Raw genomic sequence first — 25,931 nt, 5'->3', positions numbered from 1 at the left:
GAACAACCCGGGATAAAAAGTGACAAGCGGGGTGTTGTTTGCCGGATGGGCGAACCCCATCCGGCGGGGTCGACTTGCTTGATTACTTTTCTGCCAGGCTGCCACCCACAATCTTTTGACAGGTCCCTTTGAGTACCAGCATCCAGGCGTTGCCCTGGCCGTCCGTTGTGGAGCTGCCGGCACAACTGGTGCCGGGGCCTGCCTTACAGTCGTTCTTACCCGCTTTGGCTACACCGTAACACTTTTCCGTACCGGCAGAGGGCGCAGCGTTCGCCGCCCCCATGGCCAATGCAGTTGAAATCGCTCCGGCCACGATGGCTGTCTTTGTAGTCTTGTTCATGGTTTTCTCCTCAGATGGTTATGTAATTGATTCAGTAGCATTCATCAGCCTGCTTGATGCATGACTTCAAGCAAGAATACGGACCAAGTCTGATCCTGGATTCATCTGAAGAGAAAAAATTTTCATTGATTAACGTGGTTTGGTTTTTTTGGCCAGGTCGAATGGAAGCGTCACGATCGCTGAAATGCTGCGACGATTGAGCCTTTCCCTATTCAGGATGACAGACGAGACGCTGATCAAGGCTGTCGACGGCATTGTCCAGAGCGCGAAATGGGAGAATGAGGTTTTCCGGCTCCTTCAATTTCAATAGGTTACAGCGATGAAAGCTGGCGGTACGTCTCTGTGCAGCCAGATCCTCAAAATCCCTATGGTTCCATAATGGGGTTCATCTGAATCCAACCTCGAACTGTTGAGGGATCATTTGGCAAGACGGGCGCCGATGATGCCGAATTTGGCCTTCGACAGTTGCGCTTTCGGGATGTTTTTTACGCCCAGGTCGATGAGTCGCTTTTTGCCGGAAGGTAAAACCGATTTGTAGACGCGTTTGAGTTTTCTGATCTGGCCATTGGTATCGCGGAAATGGATTGCAATGACGATACTTTTTACATCGCGGGGAGTTGGGTTGTATAACTCCGCTTTGACTCTACCCTTGTTGTCCAGGCCGGTTCTGAGTTTGATGTAGTTTTGCGGATTCTCCGACAAATCGAGCGCCATCAAGGCGCTGTAGGCGGCTTTGCCCTCCGTGGTATCTTTCGAGGCGGCCTTGCGATAGTAGGACTTGGCGGATTTCAGGTTACCGGCCGTCCGGGCCAGATTGCCCAGGGAGTTGTAGGCATTTGCTGTCGGCAATAGTTGGATGCTCCTCTCCAGATCGAGCTTGGCGGCGTCGGCATTCTTCAGTTTTTCGTTCACCAGCCCCCGTTTGAGGTAGTAGTAGAAAAAGCTGTCATTCAGTTTAATCGCTTTGTTATAGTGCCGCTTGGCAATCGCAGGGTGCTTTCTTTTCTCCTCAATATCCCCGAGCAGGGCATGAAAGTGGCCCTCCTTGGGTTCAAGGCGCAGGGCCTTGCCGACCTGTGTCCTGGCCTTTTTGAGGTTACCTTTTTGCAGTGCCTTGCGACCCTCTTCATAGGCCTCATAGGCTGGTTTGGTACGTCTTATGTGGGCCGTTCTGGTCTTGAAACGATCCTTGCCGACGCTGCCGCCTTTAGGAAGCTTGGCGGCTGTCTTGATATTGTTCTCGACCCGCTCTCTGGAGGGTGGATGGCTGGCGAAGAGTCCACTGAGCCAATCCTGGTTTTTACCTTCAGAGAGACGTACGAATGTACGTTGCAGATCGATTGCCCCCTGAGGATCGTATCCCGCCTTCGACATATATTTCATGCCGTAGTAGTCGGATTCACGTTCTGCATCCCGGCCATATTTCTTGGTGATCAATTGGCTCCCGAGACCGGCCCCCAACTGCGCGATTTGGGCATAGTCTTTTCCCTGGGTGCCGATCACCGTTGCCATTACCGCACCCTGAATCAACATCCCTCGGGACATGCTGCTGGCGGTATGCTTCGCCGCGGCATGGGTGATTTCATGCCCCAGCACGGCAGCCAGTTCCGCTTCGCTTCCCAATTCGGTCAATAGACCGCGGTTGATCGAGATCTTACCACCGGGGAGTGCCCAGGCATTGGGAACCGAGTTATTCAAAACCTTGAATTCGTAGGGCAGCTTGCGATCACTGACAGCGGCCAGTTTTTGACCGATTTCGCTGACGTAGGCGGTGAGCTTCTTATCCACCACGTAGTCCCCCCCCTGGGATTGGCGTAGTGGCGCATAGTTCTTTCGGCCGATCTCCATCTCCTGCGCCTCGGAAACCAGGCTGAGTTCTTTCTTTCCGGTGACAGGGTTCACCGCGCAGCCAGTGATCAGGGAAAGGGAGAGGGCGACAGGGATCAGTAACCTATTCATGTCATATCTCGGTCTAAATCAGTTAAGTCATTCTCTGTTGCAATCCGAGCGGTTGTATAAAACGCAGTGTGTTATAAACAACGTAAATTGACCCTACGATAGCTGGGCTCATGATGTCAATGTACCCGGCTCAAGCTGGATTAATATCTATAGGTCTAGTCTATTGACCACGATCTGTTCATCATGTTCTGGTTCCTGTTCAAGCCATATCAATTCTGTTATGTGGCCTTTTTAAGTATATGAAATACATTATATTAGTTGAGGGGCTGGGAGGCGGATCAGAGGCGGTGGAGGGAGTGCGCTTTATTACATTGTTTTACATTCATTGAGTGTCGTTTTTCCTTCGATCCACTGATACATGCAGATAGCCAAGGTTGTATGATCTTGCAGAAAGATAGAGACCGAGTTGTTCAAGGAGATGCTCGCGGGCAACAGCTACCCTTTTTGGTTCCTCTTTTTATTGCTGGCTGATTGGCAACTTACCTTCCAACGACTCGAGAAAGGCCACAATCTCCTCAACCTCGGTATCACTCAAGGCCTGATGGCTCTCCACCCTGAGTCGTTTATTGCTATTCAACCATTGAATTGATCTGTCATCAGTGTCCCTATTGCTTATGGCTTTGTTCAACTGAACATGGGCCATGATGCGTACCGCCTCTTCCAGAGAGGAAACGGAACCATTGTGGAAATAGGGACCGGTTCGAGTGACATTGCGTAACGAGGGAATGCGCCAGACACCTCTGTCCGAGCCGTTATCCTTTGGTGCCGCACCGAGGTCATCGTTTAGACGATGCCGCTTCTCATACACCGTGTTGGGAATGGAGGGAAATATTCTGTAGGGCGTGTCGTCACTGAAGAGACTTGCTGCACTGAAATTGGGTCCGGAGTGGAAAAGGATGCAGCCGGTGGACCCGAACAGCGCCATCCCGCGAATCTGCTTTTCAGTGAGTGCGTTCGAATCGCCCCTGATAAACCGATCATAGGGTGAGTCAGGGGTGATCAGGGTGCGCTCATAGCTGGCGATGGCCATTGCGATGGTGTCGATGGTGATCGATGGCCGGGTTGGAAATGTTGAGCTGAACAACGCCTGATACTCTGGAATATTGCGTACTGTATTCACGACATGATCCAGTGAGGGCATACCCATTTCGATCGGGTTGATCAGTGGTCCCTTTGCCTGGTCCTCAAGTGATGAGGCGCGTCCGTCCCAAAACAGTACTTTCTGGAAGGCCGCATTGAATACCGTGGGGGCGTTCCTGGTGCCTTGTTTACCGTCTATACCGATCGATGCGGTGAGTCCGTCCCCACCACCTTTGTCATCGGTGAGTACATGACAGGATGCACATGAAAGGGTGCCGTCTGCCGATAGCCGCGTGTCGAAGAACAGCTTTCTGCCCAGTTTGATTTTTTCGGCAGTAGGCGGGTTATCCTCAGGGTATGGAGCTGAGGTGGGCAGTGCCTGCCAGGTATAGGGGGTTTTGAATATCCTTGAATCATTGCGTTGGTCGGTAGATGCAATCACCGATGCAAGCTCATGCTCACGTTCGGGGAACAGCGACAACATAGGCCCGGGGAAGAGTGAGAAGATCACGATAAGCCCAATCTTCAGACTGAATGCGATGATACCGGTACCGAGGCCAATCCCAAGAAACCATTTTCGCCGCTGATTGGGCGTGAGTTCGCGAACCATGCTGATCAGCAGAAAAAATCCGGCTATGATGGCAACCAATCCAAATGCCAGAAGCTCAATTATTCCCGTATTCATCCTATCTCTTCAGTCCGTTAAATGTGGCAGATCTACATGCTGAAGGGGGTTACTTGAAGCCGAGCTTTCTATACAGCACCAGTCCTGGACAGAGACCTGTAAGGCCGGCGAAGACCAGCATCCCGGCAGGTAGATAGAGGAACCAATGCACCTGATTCCAGCCGGACAATCCGATCCCGGCAAAGAGCAGTACGGCGACAGTCAGAAACAGCATTCGTTGGGCGCTCATCGTTGATCTCCATCGTGTTGAATTGTGTCGGTGAAAAGCATAAGCTCGAGACGAATAATTGAGAAATTCTATTTATGAATGCCATTTATTTGATATCCGAATAAATTAAGTTATGAATATAAAGCAGCTTCAGTTTGCCGTGCACGTTGCGGAGACCCACTCGTTCAGTCGCGCTGCGGAGCTTTGCTTCGCCACTCAACCGACGTTGTCGAATGCCATCTCGCAACTTGAGGATGAGTTGGGGGGGAGGTTGTTCAATCGCACGACGCGTAGGGTAGATCTGACTCCCTTCGGCGAATATATGCTGCCGCGTTTCAAGGATGTACTACTGAGTCTCGATGAATTGAGCAAGGCGGCAGAGTCCTTCCACAATCCCACGCATAAGATTTTGCGCATTGGTTTTTCTCCCCTGGTTGACATGCAGAGGCTGGATCATGTGTTGGCGCCGTTTCGACAGGCAAATCCGGATATCACGATCTTCTTCAAGGAGTGTTTTATCGATGAGCTTGCCGAACGTCTGAACAGAGGGCAGATCGATGTGCAGATCCTGCCGACGACAACTGAGAGTGAGAGAGAACACGCCTGCCTTTTCTACCGGGATTCTCTCCACTACCTGCCGGCGGCTGATGACAATCAAGCGACGAATCATCTGTCATTCAAAATAACAGACCTGCCTGCCACGCCGATCATCCTTACAGGTGGCGGTTGCGGACTGAATGCTGCCTTGTCAACGTTACTCAAATCCCAGGGTGTTGAGTTGCATGCCTATGCGGGGCAGGCCCTGACCTATCAGGTGATCGAAGATTGGGTCTCATTGGGAATAGGCGCCGGTATCCTGCCGAAGGCCAAAATATCACCAGACCATATGGCCAACTTTCCGCTATTTATCGATAAAGATGAACCCGCCTGTTTCAGCTTTGAGTGGAGTTGGCAATCTGAAAACACTGAGTCCGCACATATTCAATCGTTTATCGATTATATTCGGACGACGGTCCCCGCATTGGTTTCCGGTCAGGCCGAGACAGGCAGCCAGCAAAGTGTCGGCTAATCAAGGTGAGGATGATTGGGATTGATTTAAAAACTGAATAAATTACATTCTTAAATACAATTTCTAATTTTATCGACATATACCTACCCTGAAACAGCGGCCGACAATCGAGTCGCTTTGCAAACAAATTTAGCCGTTAAGGAGTAGTGATATGAAGACCCGTTTTCACCAGCTTGCCATTACCGTTGTTTTGCCACTTGCATTAGTATGCGCTGCACCATCGGCAATCGCCGGCGACAATGATCCATCACAAGTCTCTCTCTATGAACGGCTTGGCGGTTATAACGCCATCAGTGCTGTCGTGGATGATGTGGTTGTGCAAATTGCAGCGGATGAAAAACTCGGGCGCTTTTGGGCGCATCGCGGTAGTGACGGCATTTCAAGGGAAAAACAGTTGATTGTGGATTTTATCGTCTCTAAGGCGGGTGGCCCACTTTACTACAGAGGGCGGGAGATGAGACTTTCCCATGAGGGTATGGGGATAGATGAGAAGGATTGGGAGATTCTGATCACCGCACTGAAAAATACCCTGCACAAATTCAAAGTACCTGCCATAGAGAGTCGTGAAGTGTTGGATTTCTTTGCCAGTACAAAGAGTGACATTGTAGAGAAATCCTAGGTTCGTCTGACAGATTTTATCGACCTGTTGCCTGCCGATGACGGAAAACTCTCAGCGTGTGATCAGCGTAGCTTGACCTGTTGGATTGCTCGCTGAGGGTTTGGCAGGCAATCATTGTTTACCGGAGTAATAAAATGTTATCCAGGAGTCTTTGCTTGCTGATTGTGCTTGCCATGTTCTTTAGCAGCGCCTATGCAGACTCGCAGCAAGGCAGTGCTGTCTATCAGTTTCGGTCGATCTCATTGGAAATGGCTTCCAAGGCGGCATGGGGGGCAATCAACGATTGCCGTAATCGAGGTTACTCTGTTGCGGCCGCCGTGGTGGATCGCGGTGGCAATATACAGGTTCAGCTACGCGACCGTTTTGCCGGTCCACATACTTCGGAGACCGCATATCGGAAGGCCTGGACAGCCAACAGCTTTCGCCAGTCAACGGCGGAACTGGCAGGCATGCTTGAGGAGCGGCGCATTCCTGACCAAGTGGCTAACAATCCCGGTGCACTGCTTGTGGGTGGTGGCTTGACGATAGAGGCGGGTGGTGAAATTCTCGGCGGGATCGGTATATCAGGCGCTCCGCCAGGGAAATCCGAACGGGACAGCATTGACGGCGCTTGTGCCATGGCTGGACTCGAAACGGTACGTGAAGCATTGGAGTTCGCTGATGAATAATCAGAGCAGTCACGCGAACGATGCAAGCGATAATCGACCGGGTTGCATCTTATAGCCGGTACCAAATGGTTCAATGGATGTACTTGAGCGAAAATTGGTGCCGAGGAGAGGACTTGAACCTCCACGGGGTTGCCCCCACTAGCACCTGAAGCTAGCGTGTCTACCAATTTCACCACCTCGGCTAGGATGTGGCTTGCCGGTGGCCGGCGTAGAGACCGCGCACTCTACAACCAGTTTCTTTTTCTGTCAATCCTCTTAGTCGATCCGGTTGGCTGGTCAATCTCAACTGTGGTAGTTTGCTGTGATACGCGCCATCGGATAAGTGAAATCGGATCCGAATGGCGTTTACTTAAGCCAAGAACCACCGTCATCCCAACACAGGCCGGGATTTAGAATGCTTGATGGTGACGGTATTCCTGGATTCCGGCCTGCGCCGGAAGGGCGAAAATTCTGAAATTCGTCCTCAAGTAAGTGCCATTCATATTGGACCCTAGTGCATGGTTACCATGATTTTTATGCTATTAGATGCTTTAAACAACAGACACCTTCTTTTTCTACTGGCCATATTCCTATTGCCGTCCACGGTCCTCTCGGTGACCCTGGAAGGCGAGAGGGTCCAGGGGGGAATGCTGATCGGTAAAACAGAGCCGGGCAATCAGATCAGATTCAACGACAAACCGATTCGTGTCTCCCCTGAGGGGGTTTTTTTAATCGGTTTTGGCAGGGATGACAGCCTGCAGCATACCCTGGAAGTGAGCAGGGCGGGTAAGAGAGTCGAAAAACGGCAGATTGAAATTGCCGAAAGAACCTATCGGATTCAGAAAATCGACGGCCTCCCCCCGAGTAAGGTCACACCCCCGAAAAGAGATTGGGCGCGGATCAAGAAGGAGGCGGCACTGGTGAAACAGGCTCGCAAGTGCGACGATGACCGCAGTGACTTCACTAATGGATTCATCTGGCCGTCGAAAGGAATTATCTCCGGTGTCTACGGCAGTCAACGGATCCTCAATGGTATTCCCAAACGGCCACACTTCGGTATCGACATAGCTGCGCCAGTGGGAACGCTGGTGGTGGCGCCGGCGGATGGTGTGGTGACCCTGGCCTATCCTGATATGTTCTATTCCGGGGGAACCTTGATCGTCGATCATGGTCATCAGCTTTCGTCCTCCTTTCTGCATCTGCATAAGATCCTGGTCAAGGAGGGTGATCGGGTAAAACAGGGTGATCCGATCGCCGAGATCGGCGCTACCGGCCGGGTAACCGGTGCGCATCTCGACTGGCGTATGAATCTTCGCCAGGCCCGTATCGACCCGCAGCTCCTGGTCCCCCCCATGCCGACGGATGAATAGCCGTGGGGCTGGTTGATTATTGTTACAGGCCAGGCAGGCGATCTATGGTAAAGTCACCCGGTATTTTTATAGTTTGACTGCCGTTCAGGCGATGGAATAACAATGAAATCGATAAAACGATTGATCCTGTTTCTAGTGACACTTATTCCCACGTTATCAGTTCAGGCAGAGGATCTGATAACGGTCTATCAACAGGCATTGCAAAATGATCCTCAATTGCAGGTTGCCAAGGAACAGTTGAGCGCAGCGCGTGAATCCAAGAGTCTCGCCCGTTCCCAGCTGTTGCCGACCATTGGATTGGGCGCTACCTACGATGTGGTGCGCAGAGATCTCAAAACCCTGCAGGGAGTTCCCTTCGATGATCAAAGCACCAGTCATGACAAGGCACTTGGCTTGAACCTGACCCAGCCGATCTATCGCCGGGACCGGTTACTGCAGCTGGAGCAGGCGGACAGTACCATCGCCGAGGCCGAGGCCGAGTACGCGGCGGCGGAGATCGATCTGATGGTGCGCAGTACCACCACCTATTTCAATATTCTCTCTGCCGAGGACGATCTTCGGGTCGCCAAGGCGGAACGCGAGGCCACCGGCCGTCAGCTCGAACAGGCGCAGCAGCGTTTCGACGTCGGCCTGATCGCGATCACCGACGTGCACGAGGCTCAGGCGGCATTCGATGCGGCCAGGGCATCGGAGATTGCCGCCGAGAACAGCCTCGACAATGCCTGGGAGGCGCTGTTTGAAATCATCGGTTCGCAACCGAAGCATGACTTGGCGAAACTGGGGGAGGGGCTGGCGCTCAATCCGCCTGTACCCAATGATCTTCAGGAGTGGTCGGATACCGCCCAGCAGCAGAATTACAGTATCATCGCAGCCCGCGCCGGTCTCGAGAGTCTCAAACAGGAGATCGATGTCAGCCGTTCAGGCCACTATCCTACCCTGGATCTGGTGGGTGGCTATGCGATGAACCGCAGCGATTCCGATACCGCCACCGAGTCCGATACGGGGACCATCGGACTCTCCCTGGAGGTGCCGATCTATACAGGTGGTGCTGTCAGTGCGCAAACCCGCCAGGCTCAGGCGAACTTTCGCGCGAGTCAGCAGGGGCTGGATCAAACCCGCCGCGCGGTAAACCGACAGGTGAGGGATGCCTATCGTGGCGTACTCTCCACCATCAGCCAGGTCGAGGCCTTGAAAGCGGCGACCGTATCGGCCCAAAGCGCGCTGGAGTCTACCCAGGCGGGTTACGAGGTGGGAACACGGACTATCGTCGATGTGCTCAATGTGCAGCGTAACCTCTTCTCTTCGCAACGCGACTATCTCAATTCCCGTTACAGTTACATCATCAACGGACTCAACCTGAAGTCCGCTGCCGGTACCTTGGGCGAGTCGGACCTGGAGCGGGTCAATGGTTGGTTGGAGCGCTAGGGCCTGTTAACAGGCCCCCTGGGGATATCATGTCTGGCAATACCATCGGCAAACTCTTTAGTGTGACCTCCTTTGGCGAGTCCCACGGTCCAGCCATCGGTTGTATCGTTGATGGCTGTCCTCCGGGACTGGAACTCGCCGCCGGCGATCTGCAGCACGATCTGGATCGCCGCAAACCCGGCACCTCGCGCCATACCACCCAGCGGCGGGAGGCGGATGAAGTGGAGATTCTTTCCGGTGTCTTTGAGGGTAAAACCACCGGTACCCCCATCGGCCTGATTATCCGCAACACCGATCAGCGTTCAAAGGACTACTCCGGGATCATGGACCGCTTTCGGCCGGGACATGCCGACTACACCTACAATCAGAAATACGGATTTCGGGATTACCGGGGTGGTGGTCGCTCCTCGGCACGCGAAACCGCGATGCGTGTCGCCGCAGGTGGGATCGCAAAAAAGTATCTGCGCGAGCGCTACGGCATTCGGATTCGCGGCTACCTGGCTCAGCTCGGGCCGATCAAGGCTGAAAAGCTCGATTGGGATCAGGTGGAGAAAAACCCCTTTTTCTGTCCCGATGCAGACAAGGTGGCGGAGCTGGAGTCATACATGGATGCCCTGCGTAAAGAGGGAAACTCCATCGGTGCCCGCATCAACGTGGCAGCCAGCGGCATGCCCGCCGGCTTGGGTGAGCCCATCTTCGACCGTCTGGATGCCGAGCTTGCCCACGCACTGATGAGTATCCATGCGGTAAAAGGCGTCGAACTGGGCGCCGGCTTCCACTGCGTCGAGCAGAAGGGTACCGAGCATCGTGATGAGATGACCCCGGACGGTTTCCTTACCAATCAAGCCGGGGGTGTATTGGGAGGCATATCCAGCGGTCAGGATCTCTTGGCGTCGATAGCCCTGAAACCGACATCGAGTCTGCGTTTGCCAGGTAAGACAGTCAATCGTGACGGTGATCCTGTCGAGGTTGTCACCGAAGGACGACATGATCCCTGTGTCGGGATTCGGGCCACGCCGATCGCGGAAGCGATGGTGGCAATCGTGGTAATGGATCACGTGCTACGCCACCGTGGGCAGAATATGGATGTTGATTCCGGTCTGACAGATCTTGGATCAAATTGTTAGGGGCCCTCACCCGATGCGGATGCCCTACTGGCGTCTTTCCAGTTTCTACTTTTTTTACTTCGCATCCCTCGGTGCCCTGATCCCTTTCTGGGGGCTCTACCTGCAAGCACGGCGTTTCACCCCGGTAGAGATCGGTGAGCTGATGGCGGTGATCATGGTCACCAAACTGATCGCACCCAATATCTGGGGCTGGATCGGTGATCATACCGGCCACCGTATGCCCATTGTACGCCTGGCATCACTGCTTTCGTTATGCTGTTTTCTGGGGGTCTTTATTGCCGATGGTTTCTGGCCGTTCGCCTTGGTGATGATGCTGTTCAGTTTTTTCTGGAATGCGTCGCTGCCGCAATTCGAGGCAGTCACCATGAGTTACCTGCGGGAGCGTATTCAACGCTACAGTCTGATCCGCTTATGGGGTTCGATCGGTTTTATCCTGACCGTTGTCGCATTGGGGATCATGCTCGACCGGTGGGGTGTTGAGGTGATTCCCTATTTTGTATTGCTTCTTTTTTTCGGCATCTTAATCGATAGCCTGCTGGTTCCGGAGAAAGAGGCGGTAATGCCGGAACATGATCAGGGATCGATCTTACATGTGTTGCGGCGGAGTGATGTGATCGCGTTTCTTGTGGTCTGTTTTCTGATGCAGGCCAGCCATAGTGCCTACTACGCCTTCTACTCCATCTATATGGAAGAGGCGGGCTATTCGAGCAGTGTCATCGGGCAGCTGTGGGCCCTCGGTGTGATCGCCGAGGTGGGACTGTTTCTGGTGATGCACCGGCTGTTACATCAGTGGGGTGCGCGCAAGGTGCTGATCATCAGCCTTGTCATTGCGGTGGTGCGTTGGATTTTGGTCGGTTCAGCGCCTGATAATCTGTTCCTGGTGCTGCTGGCCCAGGTCATGCATGCGGCCACTTTTGGAACCTTTCATGCCGCAGCCATTCATCTGGTGCATCACTATTTCATCGGTCGCCATCAGGGTAGGGGCCAGGCGCTCTACAGCAGTATCAGTTTTGGTGCGGGCGGAGCCTTCGGCAGTCTCCTCAGCGGTTATCTTTGGAGTGGCATTGGGCCTGCAGCGACCTTTTGGATTGCAGCAGCTTATGCACTTTTGGCGGTTGCCATAGCCTGGCGCTGGGTCGATAGGGACAAGTAGGCGTGCGGTGCTGAGGTGTGCCTGCGACAGGGCTGGCATTCAATAAATCGTACCCTGTCCTCAACAATGACTTGACAGCCATTGTGATGGGCAGTAAGTTGCGCGCATGCTGCACCGCAGCATCGTACTTTAATCTTTGAATCCATTCACTAATGACTGACTCGGGAGTTCCATTATGGCCATCGAACAGACCCTATCCATTATCAAGCCGGATGCAGTAGCTAAAAACGTGATCGGGAAGATCTATAGCCGATTCGAATCCGCCGGTTTGAGGATCGTGGCATCACGGATGTTCCAGTTGAGCCGGGAACAGGCGGGGGAATTCTACGCTGTACATAAAGCGCGTCCCTTCTACAATGACCTGATCGATTTCATGACGTCAGGTCCTGTGATGGTACAGGTGCTGGAAGGCGATAACGCCATCTCCCGCAACCGTGAGATCATGGGCGCCACCAATCCGCAAGAGGCGGCTGCAGGTACTATCCGTGCCGATTTTGCAGAAACGGTGGATGAGAACGCAGTGCATGGATCCGATGGCCCGGACACGGCCAGGGTTGAGATCGGCTTCTTTTTTCCCGAAGGCGTCTGTGCAAGAACCCGTTGATCCTGTTCGTGGTTTGGCTGCTGCCAATCGGCAAACTCGGGTGGTGTTCGCCAGTTACCTTTCAGCGTTAATAGAATCGTATACACATCCTTTCCGGCAACCTCTGAAGTAATCGGGGCGTTGCCGGGGCTACTTGCTGCCGGAAAACAGTAACAGTTCCCGCATCGCACGTGCGGCATTGGACAGGGTACGTTTATGATGCGTGACGATACCAAGCGAACGGCTTAACTTCAGCTTGGGTACCTGCAACTGAACCAGGTGATCATCCACCAGGATCTCAGGCAGGAGACTCCAGCCCAGGCCTATGGTGGCCATCATCTTCAGGGTTTCGAGATAGTCCGTGGAAAGTGTGCAATTGACATGCAGGTGGTGCTGGCCGATGCGTTGCTCAATCAGGCTTCGGGTATATGTGCCGCGGGATGGCAGAACCGCTGGGTAATCCAATAATTCGCGCAGATTCACTGCACGCTGTTTTGCCAGGGGATGGTCCAGTCCGACCACCACAGCCATTGGGTCATGCCAAATTGTCCTGCTCTGCAAGGCGTCTACAGGATTCAACGGCAGGGTAACGACAGCAAGCTCCAACTCCCCCTGTTCCACCGATTGACACGCCTTTTCTGATTCCATGAAACGGATATCCAGATCGACTTGTGGGTTAGTGTCACTGTAGCTGCGCAGTACGGCTGGCAGTCGATGCAGGCCGATGTGGTGGCTCGTGGCCATTGCCAGGCTTCCGGCAACCCGGCCGGTGAGGTTGGCAAGTTCCCGCCGCATATCGCTCAACTGGTCAATGATATGCTCCGCTCTCGGGAGTAGATGCCGCCCGGCTTCGGTAAGAAAGATCTGGCGCCCCATGCGATCGAACAAGCGGGTATCGAGTTCACTCTCCAGTGTGGCGATGCGCTTGCTGATGGCGGGTTGGGTGAGGAAAAGGTGTTCGGCCGCGAGGGAGAATGAGCCGTCATGAGCCACCTGAACAAAGGCGCGAAGGGTATTTAATTCCATATCTATTCCTATTAAGAATGGAAAAAATGAAAATTATGAATTTGTATTATGTAGCATACTCCCCTATGTTTTTCACTAGCTTTTTTGCACGATCCCTATGAGGTTACGAGAGATGAGCGCCAAGACCCTATACGACAAATTGTGGGATTCTCATGTGGTGCGTACGGAAGAGGACGGTACATCACTGATCTATATCGATAGACATCTGGTGCATGAAGTAACATCGCCTCAGGCATTCGAAGGTCTGCGTCTGGCCGGACGCAAGCCATGGCGGGTCGAGGCCAATCTGGCAACGCCTGACCATAATGTACCAACCACGCCTCGGCAGGGTGGCGTTGAAGCCATTCAGGATCCGATATCGCGGACTCAGGTCGAGACCCTGGATACGAATTGTGAAGATTTCGGTATTACGGAATTCAAGATGCTCGATCCACGGCAGGGTATTGTTCATGTAGTCGGCCCTGAGCAGGGTGCAACCCTGCCGGGTATGACGGTGGTGTGTGGCGACTCCCATACCTCCACCCATGGCGCAATAGGCGCATTGGCGCATGGCATAGGGACCTCCGAGGTAGAGCATGTACTTGCCACACAATGCCTGATTCAGAAGAAATCGAAGGCTATGCGGATCCTGGTTGAGGGTAAAACGGCACCTGGTGTGACAGCAAAGGATATTGTGCTTGCCATCATTGGCCGGATCGGTACCGCAGGGGGTACAGGTTATGCAATCGAATTTGCCGGATCGGCGATTGAAGGTCTCTCCATCGAGGGCCGTCTCACACTCTGTAACATGGCTATCGAGGCGGGTGCGCGAGCCGGCTTTGTGGCCGTTGACGATAAAACCATCGACTATGTCAAAGGGCGTCCCTACGCCCCCAGCGGTGAGACATGGGAAAAAGCAGTTGCCTATTGGCGGACCTTGCACAGTGACGAGGGCGCGGAATTCCATCGCGTGGTAACCCTGGATGCGGCGCTCATCAAACCCCAGGTTACCTGGGGCACATCTCCTGAGATGGTGGTGGCGGTGGATCAGGTGGTACCGGACCCGGCCAATGAGTCCGACAGTGTCAAGGCGGAAGGGATGCAGCGCGCCCTTGACTACATGGGCCTGGAAGCGGGTACGCCGATCACCAAGATCCCTTTGGACAAGGTCTTTATCGGCTCATGCACCAATTCAAGGATTGAGGATCTGCGTGCAGCGGCAGCAATTGCAAAGGGCCATAAGGTGGCTGACAACATCAAGCTTGCGCTGGTGGTGCCTGGATCCGGCCTGGTGAAGGCCCAGGCCGAGCAAGAGGGGCTTGACCAGATCTTTATCGATGCCGGTTTTGAGTGGCGTGAACCCGGCTGTTCCATGTGTCTTGCCATGAATGCTGACCGTCTGTTGTCCGGAGAGCGTTGCGCCTCCACTTCGAATCGAAATTTCGAGGGTAGGCAGGGGCAGGGGGGGCGCACCCATCTGGTGAGTCCCGCAATGGCCGCCGCCGCCGCGGTAGCCGGACGTTTCATTGACCTCGACGATCTCAATATCAGATAAAACGGGTTTGAGTTTAGAGGAGACAGTAATGGATAAATTCAATACATTCACAGGTATCGTCTGCCCTCTGGATAGATCCAATGTGGATACAGACGCCATTATTCCGAAGCAGTTTCTCAAGTCGATCAAGCGTTCCGGCTTTGGCCCCAATCTATTCGATGAGTGGCGTTATTTGGATCATGGCGAGCCGGGCATGGATAACAGTAAACGAACAGTCAATCCCGATTTCGTATTAAATGACCCTCGCTATCAGGCTGCGCAGATCCTTCTGGCACGGGAAAATTTCGGTTGTGGCTCATCCCGTGAACATGCGCCTTGGGCCCTGGAGGACTACGGATTCAAGGTGATATTGGCCCCGAGCTTTGCCGATATTTTCTTCAATAATAGCTTTAAGAATGGATTGCTTCCTATTGTATTAAAAGAAGAAATAATTGATGATCTGTTTCGACAATCGACCGATGAAGAGCCCCTGGAGATGACAGTGAACCTGTTGGATCAACTGCTCACGACAGACCATGGGCAAATCCCATTCGAAGTGGATGCTTTCCGCAAGCATTGTCTGCTGAATGGTTTGGATGATATCGGTCTGACGCTACAGCATGTTGACGATATCAAGGCCTATGAGACACGTAGACGGGTAGAGGCCCCTTGGTTGTTTACTGAGTGAGCGCCGGTATCTGCTTCACACGCTGTTTTGGAATCACAAAGAAAAGATAATTTATTGAATTTAAATTAATATCGCTGCCGAACTCTGCTCGGTTGCAAGGTACAAAGTGATGAGTAAAAACATATTGGTTTTGCCGGGTGACGGCATTGGACCTGAAATTGTTTCAGAGGCTGTCAAGGTATTGGCGGTACTACGGGATGATTTCGGTTTGGACGTCGATCTCGATGAGGCATTGGTTGGCGGTGCTGCGATCGACGCCACAGGCGGGCCGTTGCCTGATGCCACGCTTGATTTGGCTCGGGAGGTGGATGCCATTCTGCTGGGCGCGGTAGGTGGACCTAAATGGGAGGCATTGGATATCTCAATTCGTCCTGAGAAGGGGTTATTGGGGCTGCGATCGGAGCTGAATCTGTTTGCCAATTTACGTCCCGCTATCCTCTATCCTCAGCTGGCCGCGGCTTCCAGTCTCAAGGCGGATATCGTTGCCGGCCTCAACATCATGATAGTGCGCGAGCTCACAGGTGGCATCTACTTCGGTCAGCCAAGAGGGGTTCGTGAACTTGACAGGGGTGAACGCCAGGGCTTTAACACACTTGTCTACAGCGAATCGGAGATTGAGCGTATCGCTGCAGTCGCCTTTGATATCGCCAGGAAGCGCGGCAGCAGGCTCTGTTCAGTCGATAAGGCCAACGTGCTCGAATCCACTGAGCTCTGGCGGGAGGTCGTGACGCGAGTTGGCGAGGCGTATGCGGATGTGGAACTGAGTCACATGTATGTCGATAACGCTGCGATGCAACTGGTGAAATGGCCGAAACAGTTCGATGTGATGGTGACGACCAATATGTTTGGGGATATTCTATCGGATTGTGCTGCGATGCTGACTGGTTCCATTGGCATGCTGCCGTCGGCTTCACTGGATGAGCAGGGTAAAGGGATGTACGAGCCGATACACGGTTCGGCGCCGGATATTGCGGGCCAGGGTACGGCCAATCCCCTGGCAACGATTCTCTCCGTGGCTATGATGTTGCGCTACAGTCTCGATGAACCGGCGATGGCCGATCGGATTGAACATGCGGTGGACAGGGTTCTGGATGACGGACTGCGCACAGCGGATATCATGTCGGAAGGGATGACTGAAGTGAGCTGTGAATCGATGGGCGACGCCGTGGTATCGGCATTGAGTTAAACTAGAGGCTCTGCGGCTTGCCGCATCGGGCTACTGAATTACTTTTTTTTGGTTATATAGAGATGAAACGAGTCGGATTTGTTGGTTGGCGCGGGATGGTGGGTTCCGTATTGATGGGGCGCATGCGGGAAGAGAATGACTTCGCCGCCATTGAAGAGCCGGTATTCTTCACGACATCACAAGTGGGCCAGCTGGGCCCGGATATCGGTAGAGAACGGGCACCGCTGAGAGATGCCACCGATATCGATGCCTTGATGGAGATGGATGCGATTCTCACCTGTCAGGGCGGAAGCTACACAAACAAGGTCTATGACAGCTTGCGCTCGGCGGGTTGGCAAGGGTATTGGATCGATGCAGCATCCAGCCTGCGCATGAAGGACCACTCGCTGATCGTGCTGGATCCGGTGAATGACGAGGTTATTCGCGACGGCCTGGCTAACGGTACAAAGGATTTTATCGGCGGCAATTGCACCGTGAGTTTGATGTTGATGGCGCTGGGCGGTCTGTTTCAGCGGGATCTCGTGGAGTGGGTGACATCCATGACCTATCAGGCTGCCTCGGGTGCGGGTGCGCGCAATATGCGTGAGTTGATCGGTCAGATGGGTGCGGTCGAGGCGTCGGTAAGGGATTATCTGGCTGATCCCGCTTCTGCTATCCTCGATATCGATCGGCAGGTGGCTGAGACGCTCCGTAGCGAGCGTTTCCCGACAGAGAATTTCGGAGCCGCCTTGGCGGGAAGTCTCATTCCGTGGATCGATGTGGCGCTGGAAAACGGTCAGAGCAAGGAGGAGTGGAAGGGATTCGTTGAAACCAACAAGATACTCGGTCGTAGCGACAAACCGGTTCCCATCGACGGTACCTGCGTAAGAATCGGCTCTATGCGCTGTCATAGTCAGGCATTGACCGTAAAGTTACGAAGTGACGTGCCGATAGACGAAGTGGAGTCGATATTGGCCAGCGCCAATGATTGGGTAAAGGTTATCCCGAATGAGCGGGATATCACGATACGGGAATTGAATCCTGCCCAGGTTACAGGAACCTTATCCGTCCCGGTGGGACGGCTGAGAAAAATGAATCTGGGCGAACAGTATCTGAATGCCTTTACGGTGGGTGACCAACTGCTTTGGGGTGCAGCTGAACCGTTGCGGCGTATGTTGAAAATTCTGCTGGAGGCTTGAAGCGCCGACAGAATGATTACGCTGATGGTTTGTAACCCCGTCGTAGAGTCGGCCGGCTGACGACGGGGTTTTCTATTTCAGGCCAGGGAGTGGAGAGATCGATTCAGCGTCGTTTTGCAACAGATGGAAATGACAGAGGGTCATCAGGCGTAGAGGGGAATTTATTCAGCGTGAAAAATTCGACCTGTTTCTCACTTTGGGTAGTCGCCGGCTAGCACTGGCAAAGTATCGCAAAAAATAGTGTGAAGATCATCGAAGTTTTGGTAAAAAGATCATTTATCAGCTATAGTTAGCGACTAATTATTAAGTCTATTCTAAACCTATCGGGACTGTTCAGGGGACCATTTTGAACACTATATTTCGGAATGAGTTTGACCGGTGGGTTATGTTTTCTGGCAAGGAGGAAGCATGATTCGTAAGCTGTCTCTGGCAGTGGCTGTCGCAACAGCCCTATCACCCGTTGGTGCTTTGGCTCTCGGATTGGGTGAAATTCATCCCCAGTCTGCTCTCAACCAAGCCTTCAAAGCCGATATCGATCTGCTTTCAGTATCCCAGGAAGAGTTGCAGGATGTTCGTGTTTCGCTTGCCTCACGCGAGGCCTTCGAGAAAGCGGGCATGGAGAGGCCCTATCTGTTGACTGGCCTGAAGTTCGCTCCGATGCTGACCCCCGCCGGCAAACCGGTGATCTCCATCTCGAGCTCTGATGCCATTCGAGAGCCCTTTCTGAATTTTCTGATTGAGGTGAATTGGCCGAAAGGCAGACTGGTACGTGAGTATACGGTGCTGCTTGATCCGCCGGTTACCCTTAAACGCGCTCCACAGCCCGTTACAGCTCCCACGACCACAATGACACCTACAACCCAGGTCAGTAGGTCTCGGCCGCCAATGGTAACCTCCTCAACGAGCAGCGAGGGCGGTGCCAGGGAATACGGTCCGGTACAGCCCAATGACAATCTCTGGAATATTGCCAAGGGCATGCAGCGGTCCGATGAGTCCGTGGAACAGGTGATGATGGCACTGCAGCGCCATAATCCCTCTGCATTTATCAATAACAACGTCAATAACCTCAAGGTCGGCAAAATACTGCGGCTGCCCGAGGATTCGGGCGTGACCTCAATATCCAAGCGGGAAGCGCGTGATGAGTTTCTTGCACAGACCAGGGCCTGGCAGGCAGGGCGTACTGGTGACGCACCCAGGCCCGTGGTTTCCAAAAAGCCCACCGAAACCGAGGCCAAGGAAGAGGATCGTCTGCGTCTGATTTCAGCCAAACCTGGTGAGGGCGAAGCTGCCGAACGGGAAGGCATGGCCGAATCCGAAAGTGAGATCGATCGCTTGCAAGACGAGATCATGCTTGTTCGCGAATCCAATGAAGGGGTCGTGCAGGAGAACAATGCACTGCGCAGCCGTGTGCAGGAGCTGGAGAAGCAGATTCAGGATATCCAGCGGTTACTCACTCTGAAGAGTGATCAGTTGGCGGAGATACAGTCTGCACAAGATATCGCTGCTGAGAAAATGGAGGAGATGGAGGCGGTCGAGGTTGCTCCGGCAGAGGTGCCCGAGCCGGAGATGGAGCCAGAGGTGGCGGAGGATGTTGCCGCAACTGAACCCGAACTGGAACCGACAACCGTCGAGGCTGAGGAACCTGTTGTACCTGTTCCTCCAGGTACCGTGATCGAAGAGGTCGATATCGAGGCACGGATCGATGAAGCCATGCAGCAGGAAGCACCTGTAGCGGAAGCGACTCCGCCCGCTGTAGAGCCGACCCCGGCCCCGGCCCCAACTCCAACGCCTACGGCTCAACCGGAACCGGCGAAACCGCCTGTTGCCGTGTTACCGCCGAAGAAGGTGAGCTATTTCGATGGCATCAAGGAAAACAGCACCCTGTTGGGGATTGTCGGTGGTGTTGCGGTATTGCTGATTGGCCTGTTGTGGATGATCATGCGTCGTCGGAAAGAGGCTGAGGCAGAATTCGCCGAGAGCATTCTGGTGTCGCCTGACAGTGGTGTCGTAACCGCGGGCAAGGAAGATTCCAGTTCACTTACCGCGCCGACTGATGAAACCTCATTCATGAGTGATTTCTCTCCCAGTGATATCGATGCGCTGCAGGATGAGACGGGTGAAGTCGATCCTCTCTCCGAGGCAGATGTCTATATCGCCTATGGCCGTTATCAACAGGCTGAAGAGCTGATCAAGCAGGCGATAGAGAAGAATCCGGAACGTGAGGAGCTCAAGCACAAACTTGCTGAAATCTACTTTTCTGCGAAAAAGCATCAGGATTTCAACTCCCTTGCTCAACAACTCCACGATGCGGGATTGGAGGATAAAGAGCCGGAAACCTGGTCAAAAATCGCTGCAATGGGTAAAGAGCTGGATCCGTCATACGCACTGTTTGCAGGGGCTGCCGGCATGGCCGCGGGCGGTGTCGCTGCGGCAGATGAGGCACTGGATGACCTTGGCTTGGATCTCGGCTCCGAACCGGCCGCCGAAGCCGAAGAGATGGCCGAGACACCCGAAGCTCAGGATTCTTCTGACTTAGAAATCGATTCAATGGATCTGAGTGGTCTTGAAAATCTTGATGAAATGGATTCCGAGAGTCTCGAAGGCAATCTGTCGCTGGACTCGGAATTTCTAAACAAGATGGAGTCTGGAGAGAGCCCGGCGGAAGAGGAAGAGGCGCTGGATATCGATCTCAGTGATCTGGATATGGACTCTGAGCAGAGCAGTGCCGCTGAAGAGCCTCAGCCCTTCGATCTTTCCGACGTTGAAGGAGATTCGGAGATTGCTGCTGATTTGGGTGCATCGGATGTATCCGACGCCATAGAACTCGAAGATTCCGAAACACTGGACAACCTGGATCTGGAGAGTATCGAAAAGGAACTGGAAGGGCTCTCGTCGGATCTCGATAGCGAAGACTCAGAAGCTGTGGATGAGTTGAGTCTGTTGCAAAGTCATAGTGAAAACCTGGATCTCGACTCCACGGATGAGATTACGACCAAGTTGGATTTGGCCCGGGCCTATATAGACATGGGTGATATTGAAGGCGCCAAAAGCATCCTTGACGAGGTCTCCAGCGAAGGCAGTGAAGCACAACAGAAAGAGGCCCAGGAGTTACTCAACGGTCTCGGTGCTTAAGTCAGAGACTTTCAAATCTAATAAGGGGCGCACTTCTGGTGCGCCCTTTTTTATTGCTCTTACCCTAGATCAAAAAGCCAAGTTAAAGAGAAAGAACTAGCCGCTAATGCACGCTAGTCACCGCCAATAAACGCGAATTGTTTAAAATCAGTCAGTGATTTGTAATCCAAATGCTATGAACTTTGAAATCCTATGAAGGTTTCTTACATCGGAAATTAGATGGAATTATTTATGCGATCACCACTAACAATGTCCTGTTATTTGCGATAGTTTGCGGTGATTGGCGTTCATTCGCGGCATGATCAAGGTTTTTTATTTAAAATAATTTGATTGGTTGTTTACTCATTAAAGCAACTTTATGTGGCGAAGAGCCTTATTTAAATCAGGGTATGTGATGAAGATAGCGCTGGGTGTGGAATACGATGGCAGTGCATTTCACGGCTGGCAGTACCAGGGAGATGTTCGGAGTGTACAGGAGTTGTTACAACAGGCACTCTCCAGGGTGGCTGATCATGAGGTGACAGTTCACTGTGCCGGCCGGACAGACTGCGGTGTGCATGCCACGGGGCAAGTGGTTCATTTTGAGACAGATGCCAAAAGATCCGATCGCTCCTGGGTGTTGGGAAGCAATGCCAATCTGCCGATGGATATCAGCATCGGTTGGGCCAAAGAGGTCCCGGCAGCGTTTCACGCACGCTTTTCCGCTGCTGCCAGGCGTTACCGTTACCTGATCCTGAATCGGCGGTTTCGTTCTGCCCAGTGGCGTGATCGGGCGGTTTGGATTCACCGTCCCCTGGATGAGTTACGCATGCAGCGGGCGGCACAGGCACTGGTCGGTACCCACGACTTCTCTTCATACCGGGCGATGGGGTGTCAAGCCAAACATCCGGTCAGGACAGTTCACCGACTGCAGGTCGAACGGGTTGGCGAGTTTATCTCAATCGAGGTTTATGCCAATGCCTTTTTACATCATATGGTGCGCAATATCGCCGGTGTTTTGATTGCTATCGGAAAAGGCGAACAGGATGAGTCGTGGACTCAGGATGTTTTGGAGTTGCGTGATCGTACGCTGGGTGGGGTTACAGCGCCGCCACAAGGGCTCTATCTGACGAAGGTCGACTATCCGCAGGCATTTGCGATCCCTGATCCGCCCGGATCAGGTTTTTGCCTGTATTAGGGCGCATTGGATTAGTGTTAACAGGCCCTAGAACCTGTCAATACTACACTAGCCTCAGGGTGATGCATCATGTATCTTTCAGCAGCTTATGAGAACACGTATCAAAATTTGCGGCATTACCAGGGTTGAAGACGCTGCCGATGCTGTTCGGTTGGGCGCTGATGCCATAGGCTTGGTATTCTACCCTGCCAGCCCGCGTGCCGTTTCACTACAGCAGGCCAAGACCATTGTGGAAAGCCTGCCACCCTTCGTCACGGTAGTTGGTCTGTTTGTCGATCAGGATCGGGATACGATTGAAAGATATATACATGAAGTTCAAATCGATCTGTTGCAATTTCATGGTGACGAGTCGGCGCATGAGTGCAGTCGATATGCCAGACCGTGGATCAAGGCGATCCGTATGCGCGAGGGGATTGATCTAGCCGAGATTGCGCGTGCTTACGGCAGAGCGGCTGGGCTGTTGCTGGACAGCTACAAGGCGGGTGTTCCCGGAGGAACCGGCCAGTGTTTCGATTGGGGTCGAATACCTGCAACCCTGGCTTCGAGGATAATCCTTGCAGGTGGTCTCGATCCGCAAAATGTGGCCCAGGCTATTAAGCAGGTGCATCCCTATGCGGTGGATGTGAGCGGTGGTGTCGAACGCTCAAAGGGTGTTAAAGACGCGGCAAAAATTGAGGCATTTATTGCGGGAGTTAAGCGTGGAGACAACTGAGAAAATCATTGGGTCCCTACCCGATCATAAGGGGCATTTTGGTCCATATGGTGGGCTCTTTGTCTCGGAAACCCTGATGGCGCCGCTTGAAGAGTTACGTCAAGCCTACCATCGTTTTATGAATGACCCGGAGTTTCTCGAGGAGCTGGATCAGGATCTTGCTCACTATGTCGGCCGTCCTTCCCCCATCTATCATGCCAAGCGCTGGAGTGAAAAGTTGGGTGGTGCTCAGATCTATCTGAAGCGAGAAGACCTTAACCATACCGGTGCCCACAAGGTCAATAACACGGTGGGACAGGCGCTGCTTGCCAGGCATATGGGTAAGGCCCGGATCATCGCCGAGACGGGTGCCGGTCAACATGGTGTGGCCAGTGCCACAGTGGCTGCCAGGCTTGGTTTGGAGTGCGTTGTCTATATGGGGGCTGTAGATATTGCGCGGCAGGAGGCGAACGTCTATCGCATGCGCCTGCTGGGTGCAGAGGTGAGGGCTGTTGAATCGGGTTCCAGAACCCTCAAGGACGCGCTCAATGAGGCCATGCGAGATTGGGTGACCAATGTGGATAACACCTTTTATATCATTGGTACGGTTGCCGGGCCCCACCCCTATCCGGCGATGGTACGGGATTTCCAGGCGGTTATCGGCAGAGAGGCACGTCCCCAGATGGAACGCCAGGCAGGTCGGCAACCGGATGCGCTGGTCGCTTGTGTCGGTGGAGGATCAAATGCGATCGGGCTTTTCTACCCCTATCTGGATGACAAAGAGATCGCCATCTATGGCGTCGAGGCCGCCGGAAACGGTTTGGAAACAGGTCAGCACGCTGCACCGCTCTGTGCCGGACAACCTGGTGTGTTGCATGGCAATCGCACCTACCTGATGGAGGACAAGGATGGACAGATTATAGAGACCCATTCCATATCCGCCGGCCTTGATTATCCAGGGGTTGGTCCGGAGCATGCGTGGCTGAAGGATAGCGGCCGCGCCAACTATGTCGCAGTGACCGACGACCAGGCCCTTGCGGCATTTCATGATCTGACCAGGATCGAGGGCATCATTCCTGCACTCGAGTCGAGCCACGCCCTTGCCTACGCGGCAAAGCTTGCCACTACCATGAGTCCGGACCAGATTATCCTGGTCAACCTCTCGGGCAGGGGCGACAAGGACATGCATACTGTAGCGGCGCGAGAGGGGATCCAGTTATGAGCCAGATCGGTAAGAAGTTTGCACAGCTCAAGGCGGAGGGCAGGAAAGCGCTGATTCCTTTCATCACCGCCGGTGATCCGATCCCGGAGATTACTGTTGATCTGATGCACGATCTGGTATCCGCTGGTGCGGACCTGATCGAGTTGGGGGTACCGTTTTCCGACCCGATGGCCGATGGTCCGGTGATCCAGAGGGCCAGTGAACGGGCATTGGAATACCATGTCAGTCTGCGTGATGTATTGGAGATGGTTGCCCAGTTCAGGCAGTTCGATGCTGAAACACCGGTGATTTTGATGGGCTATCTCAATCCCATTGAAACAATGGGATATGAGCAATTCGCCATACAGGCGGCAGGGGCCGGTGTGGATGGTATACTGGTGGTCGATATTCCGCCCGAGGAGGGTGAGGATCTGCAGCAGCTATTGCAGGCAAAATCGATTGATCAGATCTATCTCGTGGCGCCTACCAGTACAACTGAACGTATTCAACGGATCTGTGACTTGGCTGGAGGCTTCGTCTACTATGTCTCCGTGAAAGGGGTAACAGGCGCCAGTCATTTGGATCTGCAGTCCCTGGATGAGAAACTGGCTGAGATTCGTGCCGCAAGCGATCTGCCGGTGGGGGTCGGATTCGGCATCAAGGATGCGCAAACCGCTGCAGCCGTTTCCGCGCTTGCTGATGCCGTAGTGGTCGGCAGCGCACTGGTTTCACGTGTGGAAGCCCTGGCGGATGAACCGGAGAAGATCGGTGCATCATTGCGGGAAGTCCTCTCATCCATGAGGGTGGCAATGGACCAGGCAAACTGATTACGCTGAGACATATACCAACTGGATCTATGAATCCAGTGGCAATGACGAGATAACAAGGGTCGTACATCTTATGAGTTGGTTTGAAAAACTGATGCCTAGCCGCATCCGTACGGATGCCGGACACAAACGTGCGGTACCGGAGGGGCTATGGGCCAAATGTCCGGGGTGCAGCGCTATTCTCTACCGGGCGGAGATGGAACGGAATCTCGACGTCTGTCCTAAATGCAACCACCACAACAGGATTGGCGCCAGGCGTCGCCTTGAGACCTTTCTCGATCCGGAACCCCGGGAAGAGATAGGTGCGAACCTGGAGTCGGTTGATCCATTAAAATTCAAGGACAGCAAAAAGTACAAAGAACGTCTCAGCCAGGCGCAAAAGGGTTCGGGTGAGAAAGAGGCCTTGGTGGCCATGCGTGGCCAATTGAAGGGTATCGACCTGGTTGTCGCCGCCTTCGAGTTCAGCTTTATGGGGGGCTCGATGGGATCGGTCGTGGGTGAACGCTTTGTGCGTGCTGTCAACATGGCGTTGGAGAGGCACACACCTTTGGTCTGTTTTTCAGCCAGTGGCGGTGCGCGGATGCAGGAATCACTCTTCTCTTTGATGCAGATGGCCAAGACAAGCGCAGCACTCGAGCGGCTGCAAAAGCGCGGTCTGCCCTTTATCTCGGTGATGACCGATCCCACTATGGGTGGCGTCTCGGCCAGCCTGGCGATGCTGGGTGACATCAATGTGGCGGAGCCGAATGCCTTGATCGGTTTCGCGGGTCCCCGGGTTATTGAACAGACAGTGCGCGAAAAGCTCCCTGAAGGTTTTCAGCGCAGTGAATTCCTACTCGATCATGGCGCCATCGATATGATCATTGACCGCCGTGATATGCGAGACCGTATTGCTGACTTGCTCAGTATCTTGCTGAGTAAGCCCAGGGCCTGATGGATATTGCAACAGAGCGCCAAGGGATTTTCCAAATTATGATTTTTTTGAAATAAGTTTTTGATTGTAAATCATAAATATAGATTTTTTGTAACCCGGTTGAAGGTTTGCGA

Annotated in this window: 23 protein-coding genes and 1 tRNA gene; 18 read left to right on the top strand and 6 right to left on the bottom strand. The window is 53.4% G+C overall.

Annotated features, from left to right (window positions below; all coding sequences use genetic code 11):
• Positions 1-82 precede the first annotated feature (82 nt).
• The 4 genes from CODIS_RS15305 to CODIS_RS15290 all read right to left on the bottom strand — a co-directional run bounded on the left by CODIS_RS15305 (position 83) and on the right by CODIS_RS15290 (position 4,293).
• On the bottom strand, positions 83-340 hold the full coding sequence (locus CODIS_RS15305; protein ID WP_069126820.1) for a BufA1 family periplasmic bufferin-type metallophore: 258 nt from the start codon (positions 338-340) through the stop codon (positions 83-85).
• A gap of 417 nt (positions 341-757) precedes the next feature.
• The gene (locus CODIS_RS15300) at positions 758-2,299 is read right to left on the bottom strand and encodes a M48 family metalloprotease (protein WP_069126819.1); all 1,542 of its coding nucleotides are present in this window, start codon (positions 2,297-2,299) and stop codon (positions 758-760) included.
• A gap of 457 nt (positions 2,300-2,756) precedes the next feature.
• Positions 2,757-4,064, bottom strand: a complete 1,308-nt coding sequence (locus CODIS_RS15295) for a cytochrome-c peroxidase (protein ID WP_069126818.1) — start codon at positions 4,062-4,064, stop codon at positions 2,757-2,759.
• A 49-nt stretch (positions 4,065-4,113) separates the two neighbouring features.
• Positions 4,114-4,293 (bottom strand): DUF2892 domain-containing protein, encoded by a 180-nt coding sequence (locus tag CODIS_RS15290; RefSeq protein WP_069126817.1) that lies wholly within the window; start codon positions 4,291-4,293, stop codon positions 4,114-4,116.
• Positions 4,294-4,405: 112 nt separating this feature from the next.
• Between CODIS_RS15290 and CODIS_RS15285 the strand changes: the two genes are divergently transcribed.
• The 3 genes from CODIS_RS15285 to CODIS_RS15275 all read left to right on the top strand — a co-directional run bounded on the left by CODIS_RS15285 (position 4,406) and on the right by CODIS_RS15275 (position 6,628).
• The gene (locus CODIS_RS15285; protein ID WP_069126816.1) at positions 4,406-5,341 is read left to right on the top strand and encodes a LysR family transcriptional regulator; all 936 of its coding nucleotides are present in this window, start codon (positions 4,406-4,408) and stop codon (positions 5,339-5,341) included.
• A gap of 151 nt (positions 5,342-5,492) precedes the next feature.
• Positions 5,493-5,960 carry a group I truncated hemoglobin gene (locus CODIS_RS15280; protein ID WP_083220802.1) on the top strand — a complete coding sequence of 156 codons (468 nt, stop codon included), beginning with the start codon at positions 5,493-5,495 and terminating at the stop codon, positions 5,958-5,960.
• Between the two features lie 164 nt (positions 5,961-6,124).
• The gene (locus CODIS_RS15275) at positions 6,125-6,628 is read left to right on the top strand and encodes a GlcG/HbpS family heme-binding protein (RefSeq protein ID WP_235615246.1); all 504 of its coding nucleotides are present in this window, start codon (positions 6,125-6,127) and stop codon (positions 6,626-6,628) included.
• Positions 6,629-6,723: 95 nt separating this feature from the next.
• On the opposite strand, the gene CODIS_RS15270 is transcribed toward CODIS_RS15275, so the two are convergent.
• Positions 6,724-6,810 (bottom strand) — tRNA-Leu (locus tag CODIS_RS15270).
• Positions 6,811-7,200: 390 nt separating this feature from the next.
• Here CODIS_RS15270 and CODIS_RS15265 point away from each other — a divergent pair.
• The 5 genes from CODIS_RS15265 (at position 7,201) to ndk (ending at position 12,286) form a co-directional block, all read left to right on the top strand.
• Positions 7,201-7,977: a M23 family metallopeptidase gene (locus CODIS_RS15265; RefSeq protein ID WP_235615243.1), complete on the top strand. Its 777-nt coding sequence runs from the start codon at positions 7,201-7,203 to the stop codon at positions 7,975-7,977.
• 102 nt (positions 7,978-8,079) lie between these two features.
• Positions 8,080-9,402: a TolC family outer membrane protein gene (locus CODIS_RS15260; protein WP_069126813.1), complete on the top strand. Its 1,323-nt coding sequence runs from the start codon at positions 8,080-8,082 to the stop codon at positions 9,400-9,402.
• 29 nt (positions 9,403-9,431) lie between these two features.
• Entirely contained in the window at positions 9,432-10,529 is a 1,098-nt protein-coding gene (gene aroC / locus CODIS_RS15255) for a chorismate synthase (RefSeq protein WP_069126812.1), read from the top strand.
• A gap of 19 nt (positions 10,530-10,548) precedes the next feature.
• Positions 10,549-11,682 carry an MFS transporter gene (locus CODIS_RS15250; RefSeq protein ID WP_069126838.1) on the top strand — a complete coding sequence of 378 codons (1,134 nt, stop codon included), beginning with the start codon at positions 10,549-10,551 and terminating at the stop codon, positions 11,680-11,682.
• 175 nt (positions 11,683-11,857) lie between these two features.
• Positions 11,858-12,286: a nucleoside-diphosphate kinase gene (gene ndk, locus CODIS_RS15245; RefSeq protein ID WP_069126811.1), complete on the top strand. Its 429-nt coding sequence runs from the start codon at positions 11,858-11,860 to the stop codon at positions 12,284-12,286.
• A 129-nt stretch (positions 12,287-12,415) separates the two neighbouring features.
• Here the strand turns inward: ndk and CODIS_RS15240 are convergent, their stop codons facing one another.
• Positions 12,416-13,291, bottom strand: coding sequence for a LysR family transcriptional regulator (locus CODIS_RS15240; RefSeq protein WP_069126810.1), 876 nt, complete (start codon positions 13,289-13,291; stop codon positions 12,416-12,418).
• A gap of 112 nt (positions 13,292-13,403) precedes the next feature.
• Here CODIS_RS15240 and leuC point away from each other — a divergent pair, with 112 nt between their 5' ends.
• The 10 genes from leuC to accD all read left to right on the top strand — a co-directional run bounded on the left by leuC (position 13,404) and on the right by accD (position 25,818).
• Positions 13,404-14,825, top strand: a complete 1,422-nt coding sequence (leuC, locus tag CODIS_RS15235) for a 3-isopropylmalate dehydratase large subunit (protein ID WP_069126809.1) — start codon at positions 13,404-13,406, stop codon at positions 14,823-14,825.
• Between the two features lie 28 nt (positions 14,826-14,853).
• Positions 14,854-15,492 (top strand): 3-isopropylmalate dehydratase small subunit, encoded by a 639-nt coding sequence (gene leuD, locus CODIS_RS15230; RefSeq protein ID WP_069126808.1) that lies wholly within the window; start codon positions 14,854-14,856, stop codon positions 15,490-15,492.
• A gap of 109 nt (positions 15,493-15,601) precedes the next feature.
• On the top strand, positions 15,602-16,678 hold the full coding sequence (leuB, locus tag CODIS_RS15225; RefSeq protein ID WP_069126807.1) for a 3-isopropylmalate dehydrogenase: 1,077 nt from the start codon (positions 15,602-15,604) through the stop codon (positions 16,676-16,678).
• A gap of 62 nt (positions 16,679-16,740) precedes the next feature.
• Entirely contained in the window at positions 16,741-17,856 is a 1,116-nt protein-coding gene (gene asd / locus CODIS_RS15220) for an aspartate-semialdehyde dehydrogenase (protein WP_069126837.1), read from the top strand.
• Between the two features lie 408 nt (positions 17,857-18,264).
• A complete protein-coding gene (locus tag CODIS_RS15215; protein WP_069126806.1) occupies positions 18,265-20,988 on the top strand; it encodes a motility hub landmark protein FimV in 2,724 nt (907 codons plus the stop codon).
• 394 nt (positions 20,989-21,382) lie between these two features.
• Positions 21,383-22,165 (top strand): tRNA pseudouridine(38-40) synthase TruA, encoded by a 783-nt coding sequence (gene truA / locus CODIS_RS15210; protein WP_069126805.1) that lies wholly within the window; start codon positions 21,383-21,385, stop codon positions 22,163-22,165.
• A gap of 88 nt (positions 22,166-22,253) precedes the next feature.
• Positions 22,254-22,877 (top strand): phosphoribosylanthranilate isomerase, encoded by a 624-nt coding sequence (locus tag CODIS_RS15205; protein WP_069126804.1) that lies wholly within the window; start codon positions 22,254-22,256, stop codon positions 22,875-22,877.
• A complete protein-coding gene (gene trpB, locus CODIS_RS15200) occupies positions 22,864-24,078 on the top strand; it encodes a tryptophan synthase subunit beta (protein WP_069126803.1) in 1,215 nt (404 codons plus the stop codon). Before CODIS_RS15205 ends, trpB begins: the two co-directional genes overlap by 14 nt.
• Positions 24,075-24,884, top strand: coding sequence for a tryptophan synthase subunit alpha (gene trpA / locus CODIS_RS15195; protein WP_069126802.1), 810 nt, complete (start codon positions 24,075-24,077; stop codon positions 24,882-24,884). Before trpB ends, trpA begins: the two co-directional genes overlap by 4 nt.
• Before the next feature lie 73 nt (positions 24,885-24,957).
• Positions 24,958-25,818, top strand: a complete 861-nt coding sequence (accD, locus tag CODIS_RS15190; protein ID WP_069126801.1) for an acetyl-CoA carboxylase, carboxyltransferase subunit beta — start codon at positions 24,958-24,960, stop codon at positions 25,816-25,818.
• The last annotated feature ends 113 nt before the right edge of the window (positions 25,819-25,931 follow it).

The organism is Candidatus Thiodiazotropha endolucinida, from assembly GCF_001715975.1.
Classification (GTDB): domain Bacteria; phylum Pseudomonadota; class Gammaproteobacteria; order Chromatiales; family Chromatiaceae; genus Thiodiazotropha; species Thiodiazotropha endolucinida.
This window is presented reverse-complemented; position numbering and strand designations above follow the sequence as displayed.